The organism is Nocardia niigatensis NBRC 100131 (genome assembly GCF_000308655.1).
In the GTDB taxonomy this organism is placed as follows: domain Bacteria; phylum Actinomycetota; class Actinomycetes; order Mycobacteriales; family Mycobacteriaceae; genus Nocardia; species Nocardia niigatensis.
Genome location: NZ_BAGC01000038.1, coordinates 152,354 through 168,582 on the forward strand (window position 1 = coordinate 152,354; position 16,229 = coordinate 168,582).

Sequence of the window (16,229 nt, forward strand, 5' to 3'; positions counted from 1 at the left end):
GCGTGGAACTAGGCGATCTCGCGCCGCAACGCCGGTGCGAGATCGCCCTTTCCGCGCACCTCGACGGTGTCGAGTTCGAGCCAGGCGGCCATCTCCCGGAGCGCCGCGGCCAGTGCCGCCGCCACCCGCGGGTGATCCCGGCCCGGTTCGGCGAACGCGCCCGGCACCAGCAGCCGCCCGGTCCCCCGCTCGGCGCGCAGGTCCACCCGGGCCACGAGCTCACCGTCGAGCAGGAACGGGAAGACGTAATACCCGTGCACGCGCTTGTGTTCGGGGGTGTAGATCTCGATGCGGTAGTGGAAGTCGAAGAGCCGCTCGGTGCGGTCGCGGAAGAAGATGAGCGGATCGAAGGGGCACAGCAGGGCCGCGCCGGTGACCCGCCGCGGAGTACGCGCCTCGGCGTGCAGATAGGCGGGCTTGTCCCAGCCCGCGACGCTGACCCGCTCCAACTCCCCCGCGTCCAGGAGGTCCGCGATGGCGGGCTCGGTCTGGCGGCGGCCGAGCCGGTAGTAGTCCCGCAGATCGGTTTCGGTGCCGATGCCGTGCGCCCGCGCGGCCCGCCGCACCAGCTCCCGCACCGCGTCGGCCTCGTCCGGTTCGCGCGAGACTACCGCGGCCGGAAGGACATTCGCGGCGAGGTCGTAATGCCGCTGGAAGCCGACCCGTTTCGGCACCGTCAGCTCCCCCGCCGCGAACAGCGCCTCGCACACCACCTTGGTGTCGCTGTAGTTCCAGCCCCAATTGTCCTTGGCCCGTGGCCGATCCAGTTCCAGATGCCGCTCGATCTCACCCGCCGTGCTGGCCCCGAATTCCTTGACCACGCCGAGCACGTCGTCGGCCAGGGCCGGATTGCGTTCCAGCACCTGACGCATCCCGTTCCAGCGTCCGTGCCGGTACTGCACCATGCGCCAGCGCATGAGCGGCCAGTCCTCGACCGGGATCAGCGCCGCCTCGTGCGCCCAGTACTCGACGAGTTGCCGCGGCCGGCGCGCGCTGTGCCCCCACGCGGCCTCGTCCAGCAGCGCCCGGTCGTAGGCGCCGATCCGGCTGAACACCGGGGCGTAGTGCGCGCGCACCACCGCCGACACCGAGTCCAGCTGCAACAACCGCGTGCTGTCGAGCACCTTCAGCACCGCGCGCCGGGTGGGCGTTCCGCTCGGACGGGCCGCGGCGAAGCCCTGGGCCGCGAGCGCGGTGCGGCGCGCCGCCGCGAGTGACAGGGATCCGGGCGAGGAAGTCGGCACACTCGAACCATGCCATGTCCCACCGACAACCTCGTTCGATACACATCTGTATCGAGCACCTGTACAGCAGCGACCTCGTTCGATACATTCGTGTATCGAACTTCGACACCAAGGAAATCATGGGCATGATCGAGAATCCGGATGTCATCGTGGTCGGGGCCGGGCTGGCCGGTCTCGTCGCCACGCACGAGTTGGTCAAGGCGGGCCGCCGCGTGCTGGTGCTGGATCAGGAGAACCGCGCCAACCTGGGCGGTCAGGCGTTCTGGTCACTGGGCGGGCTGTTCTTCGTGGACAGTCCCGAACAGCGTCGGCTCGGCGTCAAGGACAGCCTCGCGCTCGCCATGCAGGACTGGTTCGGCTCGGCCGGCTTCGACCGTGAGGACGAGGACCACTGGGCGCGGCAGTGGGCGCGCGCTTACGTCGAATTCGCCGCCACCGAGAAGCGCCAGTACCTCCACGACCTCGGACTGCGCGTGACCCCGCTGGTCGGCTGGGCCGAACGCGGCGGCGACACCGCTGACGGGCACGGCAATTCGGTCCCGCGCTTCCACCTCACCTGGGGCACCGGGCCCGAGGTGGTGCGGGTCTTCCTGGAACCGGTGCTGGAGGCGGAGAAACGCGGGCAGGTCGGTTTCGCCTTCCGGCACCGGGTGGACGAACTGGTCGTCGAGGACGACGCCGTCACCGGCGTGCGCGGCACCGTGCTGGAACCGTCCACCGAGGCGCGCGGCGTCGCCTCCTCACGAAATGCCGAGGGCGAGTTCGAACTCCGCGCCAAGGCGGTGATCGTCTCCTCCGGCGGCATCGGCCACAATCACGAGCTGGTGCGCCGCAACTGGCCGGTGGACCGCCTCGGCCCGTGCCCCGAGCACATGATCGCGGGCGTGCCCGCCTATGTGGACGGACGCATGCTCGGCATCACCGAGGCCGCGGGCGGGCGCATCGTGAACCGGGATCGTATGTGGCACTACACCGAGGGCATCCACAACTGGGATCCGATCTGGCCCGATCACGCCATCCGCATCATTCCGGGCCCGTCCTCGCTATGGTTCGACGCGAACGGAAAGCGCATGGCGGCACCGGCTTTCCCCGGTTTCGACACCAACGCCACCATGAAGCAGATCCTGGCGACCGGCTACGACTACTCGTGGTTCATCCTCACCCAGTCGATCATCGAGAAGGAATTCGCGCTCTCGGGCTCCGAGCAGAATCCCGACCTCACCGGCAAGGACCTGAAACTCACCCTCAAGAGCCGGGTCGCCAAGGGCGCGCCCGGGCCGGTCGAGGCGTTCAAGCAGCACGGCGTGGACTTCGTCGTCGCCGACAATCTCGCGGATCTGATCGCCGGCATGAACAAGATCTCGCGCGGCCCGCAGCTGGACCTCGCCGACATCGAACGCCAGATCGTGGCCCGTGATCGGGAGGTCGAGCACAAGTTCAGCAAGGACGCCCAGCTGATGGCGGTCAACAATGCCCGCCGCTACCTGGGTGACAAGCTGGGCCGGGTCGCGACGCCGCACAAGATCCTCGATCCCGCGCACGGCCCGCTCATCGGCGTCCGGCTCAACATCCTGACCCGCAAGACGCTGGGCGGTCTGCAGACCAACCTGGACTCCCAGGTCATCCGCGCCGACGGCACCCCGTTCCCGGGCCTGTACGCCGCGGGCGAGGTGGCCGGCTTCGGCGGTGGCGGTGTGCACGGCTACAACGCGCTCGAGGGCACATTCCTCGGCGGCTGCATCTTCTCCGGCCGCGCCGCGGGCCGGGCACTGGGCCGCAGCCTGAAGTAGTGGGTCCGATCCCGCCGCCCGCACAGCGTCCGGGCGGCGGGCGGCACTTGATTTCGCGCCGTCAGAACAACTCGTCGGATACGCCCTGAATTGCCTCGGTACGCAACCGCCGATACGGATGCACAACGGCCGGCGGCTCTCAGCCGCCCGTTAAAGTCCCGGGGAGGCGGGACCGGCCTCGAACCAGCGGTAGACGTCGCGGCGCAGCAGCAGCGCGAGGACGATGCCGGAGACCATCACGCCGAAGAGCACGGTGAACGGTCCAACGCCCGTGGGCATTTCGGCCGACATCAGCGTGAAGACGCCCAGGAACGACTGCAGGCTGGTCACACCCACCGCGGTCACCCAGATCCAGCGTGACCGCAGGCCGAACAGCAGCGCGACGCCGCCGGTCACCCAGGCGGCGAAGAAGTGGCCGACGCTGCCGACCACGCAGTTCAGGCCGCCGGTGAGGGACAGCAGACTGTGCAGCACCGCCAGTCCCGTCCCGCCCAGTGCGGCGTATTGCGTTTCCCGGACCTGGCCGGGCATGTCGATCTCGGAACCATCACGGCGCAACCCCCGCACCCCGCCGAGCACGCGCTCGAAAAATCTGGCTGGAATGCCGTTTTCCGCGGCGACGGGTGTCATATCCACCTCGTCGGCAACGGCCGCTTGCAAACTCACAGCACTCCTCATCGAGTATCCCCTGGTCGCGCGCCCCCTGCGAACGCGCTGAACCTGACGCTAACCAAATGTTCGGATTCCGGACAATCTCGTTCACCAAGTTATGACCATGGCCACATCCGATAGCACGCAAACGAAACAGTGATCTCGAACACATAACGGCCGCACGCGATTTCGCATGCGGCCGTTGATAAGCGCAGGTCCGGAGGAAGTTTTCAGTGTACCCCCGGAAGCCGGAAACTACTTGTCGTCCATGGGGATCGGCGGAATCACGGGGAACTCGCCGGTGTAGCCCTCGCGCAGTTTGGCGATGGCCAGCACCCGCGGGCCGGCGACCTTCCAGCCGATGGCCAGGGCGGGCGCGATGATCACCAGGCTGGCCACCGTCCAGGTTCCGACCGGACGGTCGAAGGCCATCAGGACCAGCACCGCGAACAGGAACACCAGCGTCGCGATCCCCGTGTAGGGCGCACCGAACATCCGGAAGGCCGGACGCTCCATCTGCCCCTTCTTCCACAGGTAGAACAGCTTCAACTGGCACAGCACGATGGTGGCCCAGGATGCCAGAATGCCGAGCGAGGCGACGTTGAGCACGATTTCGAAAGCCTGCGACGGGACAATGTAATTCAGCCAGATACCGAACAGCGCGATGAGTGCCGTGAGCATGATTCCGCCGTACGGGACACCCGCACTCGACATCCGCGAGGTGAATTTCGGCGCGCTGCCGTTCATCGCCATCGAACGGAGAATCCGCCCGGTCGAATACAGTCCGGCATTCAAACTCGACAGCGCCGCGGTGAGTACCACGAAATTCATGATCGAGCCCATGTGCGCCACACCGAGTTTGCCGAAGAAGGTGACGAACGGGCTCTCGCCGCCCTTGTACTCGGCGTAGGGCAGCAGCAGCGCCAGCAGAATCACCGAGCCGCAGTAGAACAGCGCGATACGCATGATCACCGAATTGATGGCGCGCGGCATGATCTTGGCCGGATGCTCGGTCTCGCCGGCGGCGATGCCGACCATTTCGACCGCCGCGTAGGCGAACACCACGCCGGAGGTGACGGTGACCAGCGGGAGCACGCCGGTCGGGAACCAGCCGCCGGCGTCGGAGACCATGCGCAGGCCGGTGCTCTGGCCGGCGACCTCGAAGCGCCCGGCCAGGAAGACGGTGCCGACGACCAGGAAGGTGACCAGGGCCAGCACCTTGATCATGGCGGCCCAGAATTCCATCTCGCCGAACCATTTCACCGAGACCAGGTTGATGCCCAGCACGATGATCAGCGCGCCCAGCGCCAGAATCCATTGCGCCACAGGCTGAAACGGTCCCCAGTAGTGCAGATAGGTGGCGATCGCGGTGGTGTCGACGATGCCGGTCATGGACCAGTTCAGGAAGTACATCCAGCCGGCCACGAATGCGGCCTTCTCCCCGAAGAATTCGCGCGCATACGAGACGAACGAACCGGAGGAGGGCCGGTGCAGCACCAGTTCGCCGAGCGCGCGCAGGATGAAGAAGACGAACATGCCGCAGATCAGATACACCACGAACAGCGACGGTCCCGCGCTGTGCAGCCGGCCTCCCGCGCCCAGGAACAGGCCGGTGCCGATGGCACCGCCGATGGCGATCATCTGCAACTGCCGGGGTTTCAGCGCTTTGTGATAGCCGCTGTCCTCGGCATTGAGGCTGGTGGCAGTAGTCCGGATCTCGGTCATTCGCCGGGTTAACCCTCCGCATTCGTGAAGTGAGGCAGCCTGAGGGTACCTTGCTGTTTGCTGAGATTCACATTGATGCCCCGATCGTGGAAATCTCCTGAAAATATGGCTGTTCAAATGACCAATTAGTCGCCCTTCGAGAGATTGCCATGAAGGCGCTGAATCCCTCGGACGACCACCGGCCCGGAGTTCCTCCGGTAACCCGCTGATCAGGCCCGTCAAACCGCTGCCCGCGCGCGCCCACGGCGCTAGAGTCCGATCATGAGGCGCTTGCGACGAATCGGGAGCGGCGCTGCCGCCCTGCTGCTACTGGCCGGAATGGCCACCGCCTGTTCGTCGTCGACGAACCAGAGCGCGTCGTGCACGGTGTCCCCCAACGGAACTCCGGTCACCTCCGGGGTGCCCGCCGGACCCAGCAGCACGAATCTGGCCCTGCACCCCGAGGTCGCCACCGGCTACCGCAGCGGTATGACACCTGTGCGCACCGGCGATTTCGCGGTCTCCACCGCCAATCCCGTTGCCACCGAAGCCGCTTGCCGGGTGCTGCGTGACGGCGGCACCGCCGCGGACGCGCTGCTCGTGGCGCAGACCGTGCTGAATCTGGTGGAGCCGCAGGCCACCGGCATCGGCGGCGGCGCCTTCCTGATGTACTACGACGCCGCCACCAAGTCCGTCGACGCCTACGACGGCCGCGAGACGGCCCCGGCCGCCGCCACCGAGGACTACCTGCGCTACATCAGCGCCGCCGATCACACTGTGCCACAACCGAACGCGCGCGCCAGCGGACGTTCCATCGGCATCCCCGGGGTCCTGCGCATGCTGGAGTTGGCCCACAACGAACACGGCAAGCAACCGTGGCAGGACCTGTTCACCCCGGCGATCAACCTGGCCGATCAGGGCTTCCAGATCTCACCGCGGATGGCGAGCCAGATCTCGGACTCCAAGGCTGATCTGGCGCGCGACGACAACGCCAAGGCGTACTTCCTTTTGCCGGACGGCAGTCCGAAGCCGTCGGGCACCACGCTCACCAATCCGGCCTTCGCCAAGACGCTCTCGGCCATCGCCACCGACGGCGCGAACGCGTTCTACACCGGCGCCATCGCCGCCGACATCGTCGACACCACCGCCACCACCACCGGCGGCCGCACCCCGGGCCTGCTGTCCCTCGCGGATCTGCAGTCCTACCAGGCCAAGAAGCGCACCGCGGTGTGCTCGTCGTACCGCACGCACGAGATCTGCGGCATGCCCAACCCCTCCTCGGGCGGCATCGCGGTGGCGGCGGCGCTGGGCATCCTGTCCACTTTCGATCTCGCGTCGATGAAGCCGGCCGACCTCAGCGGCGACAGTGACACCGCCCGCAACGGCGGCAGGCCCACCCCCGAGTCCGTGCACCTGATCGCCGAGGCCGAACGCCTCGCCTACGCCGACCGCGACAAGTACATCGCGGACTCGGATTTCGTTCCGCTGCCGGGCAATTCACCGCAGACCCTGCTGGATCCGAACTACCTGAAGCAGCGGGCCGCGCTCATCGACCCGAACAAGAGTCTCGGCACAGCCAAGCCGGGCGACTTCGGCCCGGTGCCGGTCGGCAACGGCCCGCAGCAGCCCGAGCACGGGACGAGTCACATCTCCATCGTCGACAAGTACGGCAACGCGGCGTCGATGACCACCACGGTCGAATCCGCCTTCGGGTCCTTCCATTTCGTGGACGGATTCATCCTCAACAACCAGCTCACCGACTTCTCGGCCGAGCCGGTCGACAAGGACGGCGCCCCGATCGCCAACCGCCTCGATCCGGGCAAGCGGCCACGCAGCTCCATGGCCCCGACCCTGGTCTTCGATCGCAATCCCGACGGCTCGCGCGGCGGGCTCAGCTACGTCACCGGCTCGCCCGGCGGGGCGGTGATCATCCAGTTCGTGGTGAAAACCCTGGTGGGCATGCTGGATTGGGGGATGAACCCGCAGCAGGCGGTATCGATGGTCGACTTCGGCGCGGCCAACACCCCCACCACGTATGTGGGCGGTGAGCATCCGGTCGTGAACGCCGCCGACAACGGCGACCAGGATCCGCTGGTTCAGAAACTGCGCCAATACGGCGATCAGGTCTCGGTCGCTCCCCAGTCCAGCGGGCTGTCGGCCCTGGCCCGCGACGGCAACGGCAACGGCTGGATCGGCGGCGCGGACCCGCGGCGCGAGGGCGCGGTGCTCGGCGGGCCGCGCTAGTCCCGGTGCTCGGCGCTGTACTTGGCGCCCAGTTCCCGGAAGCGGTCCATGGCCGCGGCGGCGCGCATCTTGTCGTTGGAGCGGATGGCCATCATGGGCACGTACTCGTCGTGCGCCAGCTCCAGCCGAGCCCAGGACTTCTTGTCCGGGAAGGAGATCCCGCGGATGTCCTTCCACTCGAACTCGCTGTCGCCCACGATATTGCGCACCGACACCCCGCGCCTGCCGACCCGCACGCGGGGCCGGGTCAGGGTGAGCACGCCGCCGGCCAGCAGCAGGCCGAACACCATCAGGCCGATCTGATCGGAGACCCGGAAGTTCACGCCGGTGGATCCGTGCCGCAGCACGATGCCGCCGAAGATGAAGATGGCCGCCAGCACCGCCGCCACGATCCGCACCGTCACGATGGCGTGGTGCGGCCGCACCTCGAGATCCCAGTCGCCCTGCGCCGGAACGGCTTCCGGGTTCTCGTCGGTGCCGGGCTGCACCGGCGTCTGGGCATCGGATGTCGGCTCGGCCATGGGGTACTCGGACTCCGCTTTCTGCTCGGCCCGCGGTTCGGTGTGCGCCGCAGGTGTTTCCGTCGTGCCGGCGGGCTTGCGGGGCGGCTCCTCGGAGCCGTCCCGCTTCCAGATCCGCACGACCGGCACGGCTAGACGGTCTGGGTCAGTTCGCGCAGGGTGAGCGCGGCGTCGAGGGCGGCGGCCGCGGCCTGCTCGCCCTTGTTCTCGATCGAGCCGGGCAGGCCCGCGCGATCCAGGGCCTGCGCCTCGGTGTTCACCGTGAGCACGCCATTGGTGACCGGGGTGCTCTCGTCGAGGGACACCCGGGTCAGACCGGCGGTCACCGCATCGCACACGTACTCGAAATGCGGTGTTCCACCGCGGATCACGACGCCCAGCGCGACCACCGCGTCATGGGTGCGGGCCAGCGCCTGCGCCACCACCGGCAGCTCCATGGCCCCGGCGACCCGGACCACGGTGATGTCGGCGACGCCCGCGTCCCGGGCGGTCCGCTCCGCGTTCGCGACCAGCGCGTCGCAGATCGTGGTGTGCCAGCGCGAGGCCACGATCCCGATCTTCAGGTCCTTGGCATCGGCGAGCTCGAAGGTCGGTACACCCGTACCGCTCATCCTGTGTTCCGCCCTCTCGATAGTCGGTTCGGCCGCGTCAGTTCGCGGTCTCGCCCAGGTCCAGGTCTTCCAGGCCGACCAGATCGTGGCCCATCCGATCCCGCTTGGTGCGCAGGTACCGCAGATTGTGCTTGTTGGCGCGCACGGGCATCGCCACCCGCTCGCTGATGCTCAGGCCGTAGCCCTCGATCCCAGCGCGCTTGTCGGGATTGTTGGTGAGCAGCCGCATCGAGGTGATGCCCAGGTCGACCAGGATCTGCGCGCCGATGCCGTAGTCGCGGGCATCCGCGGGCAGACCCAGGTCCAGGTTGGCGTCCACGGTGTCGGCGCCGCCGTCCTGCAGCTGGTAGGCCTGCAGCTTGTGCAGCAGCCCGATGCCGCGGCCCTCGTGGCCGCGCATGTAGAGCAGCACGCCGCGGCCCTGCTGGGCGATCATCTCCATGGCGGCGTCCAGCTGCGGGCCGCAGTCGCAGCGCAGCGAGCCGAAGGCGTCGCCGGTGAGGCACTCGGAGTGCACGCGCACCAGGACGTCCTGGCCGTCGCCGATATCACCCATGACCAGGGCCACGTGCTCGGCGTCGTCGTATTCGCTCTCGTAGCCGATGGCCCGGAAGTCGCCGAACTCGGTGGGCAGCTTCGCCTCCGCCACCTGCTTGACGTGCTTCTCGTTGCGGCGACGCCAGGCGATCATGTCGGCGATGGAGATGAGCGCCAGGTCGTGCTCGTCGGCGAAGATGCGCAGCTCCTCGGTGCGCGCCATATCGCCCTCGTTCTTCTGGCTGACGATCTCGCAGATCACGCCGGCGGGGCTGAGCCCGGCCATCCGGGCCAGATCCACGGCGGCCTCGGTGTGACCGGGCCGGCGTAGGACGCCACCATCCTTGGCGCGCAGCGGAACCACGTGGCCCGGGCGGGTCAGGTCGTCGGACTTGGCGTTGCGGTCGGCCAGCACGCGCATGGTGGTGGCGCGGTCGGCGGCCGAGATGCCGGTGCTGATGCGCTCGCGAGCGTCGACCGACACGGTGTAGGCGGTGCCGTGCTTGTCCTGGTTGACCGCGTACATCGGCGGCAGACCCAGACGATCGCAGTCGTCCCCGGTGAGCGGCACACAGATGTAACCGGAGGTGTAGCGGATCATGAAGGCCACCAGCTCGGGTGTCGCCTTCTCCGCCGCGAAGATGAGGTCGCCCTCGTTCTCCCGGCCCTCGTCGTCGACGACGACAACCGCCTTACCGGCGGCGATGTCGGCGACTGCGCGCTCTACGGTGTCGAACCTGGTCACGTCTGTTGTGCTCCATCTCGAATTAGGTGCCTCATTACAGTAGGCCACTGTCCAACTTGCGCCGCCTCCGGCGTCGCGGGTTCGCGGCCCTGAGGGTCTCGTTCTTCCCTCCTCCGCTTCGCTCCCCCGCTCCGTCGGTCCAGAACGAGACGGGCCGCGAACTTTGGAGTCAGCCGCGCTGCACGAGCCGCTCGACGTACTTGGCAATGATGTCGACTTCGAGATTGACCGTGGTACCGACCTGGGCAGTTCCCAATGTGGTGAGCTCACGGGTTGTGGGAATGAGGGAAACCTCGAACCAGTCCTTGCTGCCGTCGGCGAAGGCGTCCTCGCCCAGGCCGATGCCCGAGACGGTCAGCGAGATGCCGTCCACGGTGATCGAGCCCTTCTCCACCACGTAGCGAGCGATGCTGTCGGGCAGGGAGATTCGCACGACCTCCCAGTTCTCGTGCGGGGTGCGGGAGACGATGGTGCCGGTGCCGTCGACGTGGCCCTGCACGATGTGCCCGCCCAGGCGGCTGTTCACGGCCGCGGCGCGCTCGAGATTGACGCGGGAGCCGACGGCCAGGCCGCCGATGCTGGAGCGGTTCAGCGTCTCGGCCATGACGTCGACGGTGAAGGTGTCGCCCTCGACACGCCGGTCGACCACCGTGAGGCAGACGCCGTTGACGGCGATCGAATCACCGTGTCCCGCATCGGAGGTGACCAGGGGGCCGCGAATGGTCAGCCGCGCCGAATCGTCCAGCTGCTCGGTGGCGAGGATCTCGCCCAGCTCCTCGACGATGCCTGTGAACATGCGTACCTCTCCCTGATCGCGTCTGCGTGCTCCGCTCGGGCCAACAGCCGGTGCGGTACGCGGTATTCCCCGCGTGGCGGGCCGTCCCCTTCAGACTAACGACGCCGGGTCGTAGGCGACATATGGCCTCGTTCACCGGGGCGTTCGATACCGCTGGATGGACGAAGGCGGACATAAGCCAACGCGCGATCGGAGAATTGAGTTCATAGCTCTGGATCGCAGTTGAAATATCGGAATCTGCCGGTTCTTTGATGGGCCTGACCTGGCCCAACAAGGAGCGGTACCCACTTTGCGACTCGCTCACACCAGAATCTTGCGTAGCGACGAAAACGGCCGCAAGATTGTTATGCAGCTGATTCCACCAGTTCAACTCTCCGCGAGCAGTTCAGTGCAGAACGGTCACCGCGTCCACGGCCGATCCGGGCCGGGTGACGATCATCTCGACGCAAACGAACCGAAGGAAGGTTGGACCCCGCGCGGGTCGGATCAAGGTGGCAGACAACACAATCGGCACAGTAGGGGGTGTAGCGTGACCACGCTTCTCGATTCGACACTCGAAGTTCGCTGCGTGCAGTATCGACGCGAATTTCACCTGCCGGCATCGATCGATCCGACGTCACGGCACATCCTGTTGGAGATCGGCACTCGGTACGGGGCCATCACCATGCCCGCCGACCTCGGCGAATGCGTGCAGCAGCGGCTGACGCAGGCCGATCTGGCCGGGCCGGTCGTGCACCACCCCCGGGCGCGCAGATGGACCTTCATCACCGGCCCCGCCAGACCGGAGTCCCTCACCAAATCGGTGGCCGCCGCGCTGTTCCGGCTCTACGCCACCGTCGCCTGCCCGGGCGCGCAGGTCGTGCTCCCGTCCGCCGACGACGAGCGGACGGGATACCGCACCTGGGTGCACTCCCCCGAAAACATCGACACCGTACCGCCGCTGGAATCGGTCGTCGAAGCGCTGCTCCGGCACTGAACCGCTACTGCGCGGAGGCCGCCTCGATGGCGATCACCTTCTGCCGCAAGGTTTCCACGGTCGCGGCCGGGTCCGGGGTGCCGTACACGGCCGAGCCCGCCACGAAGCAGTCGATGCCGGCCTCGGCGGCCTGCTCGATGGTGTCCATATTGATGCCGCCGTCGATCTCCACCACCAGGCGCAGCTCACCGGCGTCGACCAGGCGGCGCACCTTACGGGCCTTGTCGAGCACGTGCGCGATGAAAGACTGTCCGCCGAAACCGGGTTCGACGCTCATCACCAGCAGGGTGTCGAATTCGCGCAGGATCTCGAGGTAGGGCTCGATCGGGGTGTTCGGCTTCACGGAGAGCCCGGCCTTGGCGCCCGCCGCCCGGATGTCGCGCGCCACCGCGATCGGGTTGTCGGTGGCCTCGGCGTGGAAGGTGACGTTGTAGGCGCCGGCCTCGGCGTAACCCGGGGCCCAGCGCTCCGGGTTATCGATCATGAGGTGGCAGTCCATCGGAATGTCGGTGGCCTTCAACAGGCTTTGCACCACCGGCAGGCCGAGGGTCAGATTGGGGACGAAGTGGTTGTCCATCACATCGACGTGCACCCAGTCGGCGCCCTCGATCGCTTTCAGCTCGGCCGCGAGATTCGCGAAGTCGGCGGACAGGATGGACGGGGCGATCATCGGCGCGGGCCGCTGAAAGGGCGAAGAAGAGGTGCACACGGGGCGAAGTCTATCGGCAGGCCCCCATGACCCCCACGTGAGCGTGAATGGCTGATTGCCGCGCACCGGAATGGGTAGCCTCTACAGGGTGATCAACATTTCGGCGGAACAAGGGTTGCGCGGAACACCGGTCGAGATCGGTGTCGCCGCGTCCGTCTCCCAGCTGCCCATCGTGCGTGGACTCGCCGAAACACTGGTGCTCCTCAGTGATTTCACCCTGGACGAGGTGGCCGACATCCGGCTCGCCGTCGACGAGGCGGCCTCCACGCTGATCGCGCTCGCCGCGCCCGGCACCACGCTGCAGTGCCTGTTCACCGTCGGCGAGTCCGATTTGGTCGTACGAGTCAGCGGCATCGCGGACGCCGAGGGTCTACCGGACCAGCGCAGCTTCGGCTGGCACGTGCTGCGGACCCTCTCCGACGAGGTCACCGCCACCCAGGAGCCCTTCGATCCGGCGATCTCCGGATACCCGACGGCGGTGGAGTTCCGGCGGGCCCGGGGGAAGGCGTAGTGACCGACCGAGACAACGTGTTCGCATCATCCGCCGGCGCGCCCGGTTCCGAGGAGCCCCGCGAAGACCACGAAGACCGGGAAGCCGACGAGACCGAAACCGAGAACGCCACCGAGGAGGCCGTCGACGCCGACGAGGCCGAGGAGGTCGAGGAGGTCGCGCGCAGCGTCTCCGGCTACGACGACGTCGCCACCCTGTTCGAGGAACTCGCCGCCGCCACACCGGAATCCGCGCGGCGCACCGCCCTGCGCACCGAGCTGATCAACCGCTGCATCCCGCTCGCCGACCACATCGCCCGCAAATTCAGCGGCCGCGGAGAGCCTTTCGACGACCTCACCCAGGTCGCGCGGGTCGGGCTGGTGCACGCGGTGGACCGCTTCGACATCTCCCGCGGCTCCAACTTCCTGTCCTTCGCGGTGCCGACCATCATGGGCGAGGTCCGCCGCTACTTCCGCGACAACACCTGGGCCATGCGGGTGCCGCGGCGCGTCAAGGAAACCCATCTGCGGATCGGATCCGCCATCGACGCGCTCTCCCAGCAGCTGGGGCGCTCCCCCACGGCCAAGGAGATCGCGGCTGCCCTGGAGATCGATGCCGACGAGGTGACCCAGGCGGTCATCGCCGGAAACGCCTACCAGCCCAGCAGTATCGACGCCGTCTCCGTCGGCCGCGATACCGAGGCCTCCCTGCTCGACACCCTCGGCGAGGAGGAATCCCAATTCGACCGGGTCGAGGAGTACGTCGCCATCCGCCCCCTGCTGGCCGGCCTCCCCGAACGCGAGCGCCGCATCCTCACCATGCGCTTCTTCGAATCCATGACCCAAACCCAGATCGCGCAGCAGATGGGCATCTCCCAGATGCATGTCTCCCGCATCCTGTCCAAAACCCTTGCCCGCCTGCGGGAGCAGTCCGCCCGGGAATGACTCCGGCGTGGCCGGAGCCCCGGCGCGTGCCCGGCATGGGTAGATTGCGATCGGGTCATGATCGCCTCGGCCGGATGCAAAGGGGTCGGTGTTGTCACAGCAGCTGCCGTTCGATTCGCTGTATCGGCACGGGTTCGCGCGGGTCGCGGTGGCCGTGCCACCGGTGCGGGTCGCAGATCCGGGCTTCAACGCCGAACAGACCCTGTTGCTGGCCCGGCGCGCCGCGGCCGAGCACGCGGCGCTGACGATCTTCCCCGAGCTCGGGCTGTCCAGTTACACCGCCGACGACCTGTTCCATCAGGACGCGCTGGACGCCGCGGTCGGCCTGGCGCTCGAGCGCGTGGTCGAGGAAAGCACCGCCATCGAGACGGTGTTGGTGGTGGGTGCGCCGGTGCGCGCGCAGGGCCGGCTGTTCAACTGCGGCATCGTGATTCACCGGGGCCGGGTGCTGGGCGCCGCGCCCAAGAGCTACCTGCCCAACTATCGGGAGTTCTACGAGAAGCGTCAGTTCGCGGCCGCGCGAGAGGCACTCGACGATCACGTGGTGATCGCCGGGCAGCGGGTGCCGTTCGGAGCTGGTCTGCTGTTCACCGCGAGCAACCTGCCGGATTTCGTGTTCCATCTCGAGATCTGCGAGGACGGCTGGGTACCGTTGCCGCCCAGCGGTTTCGCCGCGCTGGCCGGGGCCAGTGTGCTGGTGAATCTGTCGGCCAGCAATATAGTCATCGGCAAGGCCGACTACCGGCGCGAACTGTGCGCCTCACATTCGGCGCGGTATCTCGCCGCGTACCTGTATTCGGCTGCCGGGCACGGCGAGTCGACCACCGACATGGCCTGGGACGGACAGGCACTGGTGTGCGAGAACGGCAATGTGCTGGCGGAGGGCGAGCGGTTTGCCGGACACCCGCAGGTGGTCACCGCCGATATCGATCTGCGGCGGCTGGCAGCGGACCGGCTGCGCACCACCAGCTTCGCCGACACCGTGCACGATCATCGGGAGCGGCTGGAAAGGTTCCGGCGCATAGACGTCGAGCTGCCCGTGCCCGCCGGGACCGTCGCGCTGCGGCGCGAAATCCCGCGCTTCCCCTATGTTCCCGCCGATCCGGCCCGCCGCAACGAGCGCTGCGCCGAGGTGCATCGCATCCAGGTGGAGGGACTGAGCACACGGCTGACCGCCACCGGATCACAGCGGGTGGTGATCGGGGTGTCCGGCGGCCTGGACTCCACGGTGGCGCTCATCGTGGCCGCCAAGACCATGGACCGGCTGGGACTGCCGCGCTCGAATGTCCTGGCGTACACCATGCCCGGCTTCGCCACCAGCGCCCGAACCCTCGAGGATGCGCGGCGGCTCATGCGGGCGGTCGGGGCGACGGCGCACGAGATCGACATCCGGCCATCGGCCACGCAGATGCTGCGAGACCTGAAGCACCCTGCCGCCGAAGGGGTTCCGCGGTACGACGTCACCTACGAGAACGTGCAGGCGGGCGAGCGCACCTCACACCTGTTCCGGCTCGCCAACCTGCACGATGCCCTGGTCGTCGGCACCGGCGACCTCAGCGAACTCGCGCTGGGCTGGTGCACCTTCGGCGTCGGCGACCACATGGCCCACTACAGCGTGAATGCCTCGGTCCCGAAGACATTGATCAAATACCTCGTGGCCTGGACGATCGACACCGGCGAGCTGGGTCCTGAGGCGGGTGCGGTCCTGGCCTCGATTCTCGCCACCGAGATCTCGCCGGAACTCATTCCCAGCGACGGCGACGCTCCCCTGCAGAGCTCCGAGGCCACCGTCGGCCCCTACGAACTCCAGGACTTCCACCTCTACCACCTGCTCCGCTTCGGCGACCTGCCCAGCCGCATCGCCTACCTGTCCCACCATGTCTGGTCCGACCGCACCCGCGGCGGCTGGCCCGACCTCGTCCCCGCCGACCAGCGCCACGAATACGACCTGCCGGCCGTCAAACACTGGCTGGCCGAGTTCCTCCGCCGCTTCATCCAGACCAGCCAGTTCAAACGCTCCACCCTCCCGAATGCCCCCAAGGTCGGCTCGGGCGGATCCCTGTCCCCACGTGGTGATTGGCGCGCGCCGAGCGATGCGTCGGCCGCCGCCTGGCTCGACGAGCTCGACCGCAACGTCCCCGGCTGACACCCGCTCCCCACGCGGCGATCGGCGCGCGCCGAGCGATGCGTCGACCGCCACCTGCCTCGACGAGCTCGACCGCAACGTCCCCGGCTGACACCCGCTCCCCACGCGGCGACGTCGGCGC

Annotated in this window: 14 protein-coding genes; 6 read left to right on the forward strand and 8 right to left on the reverse strand. The window is 67.8% G+C overall.

Features of this window, described 5'->3' with window-relative positions:
* Nucleotides 1–8: 8 nt before the first annotated feature.
* A complete protein-coding gene (locus ON33_RS12015) occupies nucleotides 9–1,244 on the reverse strand; it encodes a winged helix-turn-helix domain-containing protein (protein WP_245550488.1) in 1,236 nt (411 codons plus the stop codon).
* A gap of 125 nt (nucleotides 1,245–1,369) precedes the next feature.
* Here ON33_RS12015 and ON33_RS12020 point away from each other — a divergent pair, with 125 nt between their 5' ends.
* Entirely contained in the window at nucleotides 1,370–3,034 is a 1,665-nt protein-coding gene (locus ON33_RS12020) for an FAD-binding dehydrogenase (RefSeq protein WP_040858548.1), read from the forward strand.
* A 150-nt stretch (nucleotides 3,035–3,184) separates the two neighbouring features.
* Here ON33_RS12020 and ON33_RS12025 read toward each other — a convergent pair whose 3' ends face one another.
* Nucleotides 3,185–3,700, reverse strand: a complete 516-nt coding sequence (locus ON33_RS12025; RefSeq protein ID WP_157184494.1) for a hypothetical protein — start codon at nucleotides 3,698–3,700, stop codon at nucleotides 3,185–3,187.
* A gap of 240 nt (nucleotides 3,701–3,940) precedes the next feature.
* Complete coding sequence (locus tag ON33_RS12030; protein ID WP_040858471.1) at nucleotides 3,941–5,410, reverse strand: amino acid permease; 1,470 nt, start codon at nucleotides 5,408–5,410, stop codon at nucleotides 3,941–3,943.
* 261 nt (nucleotides 5,411–5,671) lie between these two features.
* On the opposite strand from ON33_RS12030, the gene ON33_RS12035 reads away from it, so the two are divergent.
* Complete coding sequence (locus ON33_RS12035; RefSeq protein ID WP_040858473.1) at nucleotides 5,672–7,633, forward strand: gamma-glutamyltransferase family protein; 1,962 nt, start codon at nucleotides 5,672–5,674, stop codon at nucleotides 7,631–7,633.
* Here the strand turns inward: ON33_RS12035 and ON33_RS12040 are convergent.
* From ON33_RS12040 to ON33_RS12055, 4 genes are all read right to left on the reverse strand, one after another.
* A complete protein-coding gene (locus ON33_RS12040) occupies nucleotides 7,630–8,283 on the reverse strand; it encodes a PH domain-containing protein (RefSeq protein WP_245550489.1) in 654 nt (217 codons plus the stop codon). The genes ON33_RS12035 and ON33_RS12040 overlap by 4 nt on opposite strands.
* Before the next feature lie 2 nt (nucleotides 8,284–8,285).
* A complete protein-coding gene (ribH, locus tag ON33_RS12045) occupies nucleotides 8,286–8,765 on the reverse strand; it encodes a 6,7-dimethyl-8-ribityllumazine synthase (protein WP_040858475.1) in 480 nt (159 codons plus the stop codon).
* 37 nt (nucleotides 8,766–8,802) lie between these two features.
* Nucleotides 8,803–10,047, reverse strand: a complete 1,245-nt coding sequence (locus ON33_RS12050; protein WP_040858477.1) for a bifunctional 3,4-dihydroxy-2-butanone-4-phosphate synthase/GTP cyclohydrolase II — start codon at nucleotides 10,045–10,047, stop codon at nucleotides 8,803–8,805.
* 169 nt (nucleotides 10,048–10,216) lie between these two features.
* Nucleotides 10,217–10,843, reverse strand: a complete 627-nt coding sequence (locus ON33_RS12055; RefSeq protein WP_040858479.1) for a riboflavin synthase — start codon at nucleotides 10,841–10,843, stop codon at nucleotides 10,217–10,219.
* Between the two features lie 529 nt (nucleotides 10,844–11,372).
* On the opposite strand from ON33_RS12055, the gene ON33_RS12060 reads away from it, so the two are divergent.
* The gene (locus tag ON33_RS12060; RefSeq protein WP_040858481.1) at nucleotides 11,373–11,819 is read left to right on the forward strand and encodes a hypothetical protein; all 447 of its coding nucleotides are present in this window, start codon (nucleotides 11,373–11,375) and stop codon (nucleotides 11,817–11,819) included.
* 4 nt (nucleotides 11,820–11,823) lie between these two features.
* Here ON33_RS12060 and rpe read toward each other — a convergent pair whose 3' ends face one another.
* Entirely contained in the window at nucleotides 11,824–12,489 is a 666-nt protein-coding gene (gene rpe / locus ON33_RS12065) for a ribulose-phosphate 3-epimerase (RefSeq protein WP_040858483.1), read from the reverse strand.
* Between the two features lie 127 nt (nucleotides 12,490–12,616).
* Here rpe and ON33_RS12070 point away from each other — a divergent pair, with 127 nt between their 5' ends.
* The 3 genes from ON33_RS12070 (at nucleotide 12,617) to ON33_RS12080 (ending at nucleotide 16,108) form a co-directional block, all read left to right on the forward strand.
* Nucleotides 12,617–13,039 (forward strand): ATP-binding protein, encoded by a 423-nt coding sequence (locus ON33_RS12070; protein WP_040858485.1) that lies wholly within the window; start codon nucleotides 12,617–12,619, stop codon nucleotides 13,037–13,039.
* Nucleotides 13,039–13,962 carry an RNA polymerase sigma factor SigF gene (locus ON33_RS12075; RefSeq protein ID WP_051151935.1) on the forward strand — a complete coding sequence of 308 codons (924 nt, stop codon included), beginning with the start codon at nucleotides 13,039–13,041 and terminating at the stop codon, nucleotides 13,960–13,962. Before ON33_RS12070 ends, ON33_RS12075 begins: the two co-directional genes overlap by 1 nt.
* Nucleotides 13,963–14,053: 91 nt before the next feature.
* The gene (locus ON33_RS12080) at nucleotides 14,054–16,108 is read left to right on the forward strand and encodes an NAD(+) synthase (protein ID WP_040858551.1); all 2,055 of its coding nucleotides are present in this window, start codon (nucleotides 14,054–14,056) and stop codon (nucleotides 16,106–16,108) included.
* Nucleotides 16,109–16,229: the final 121 nt, after the last annotated feature.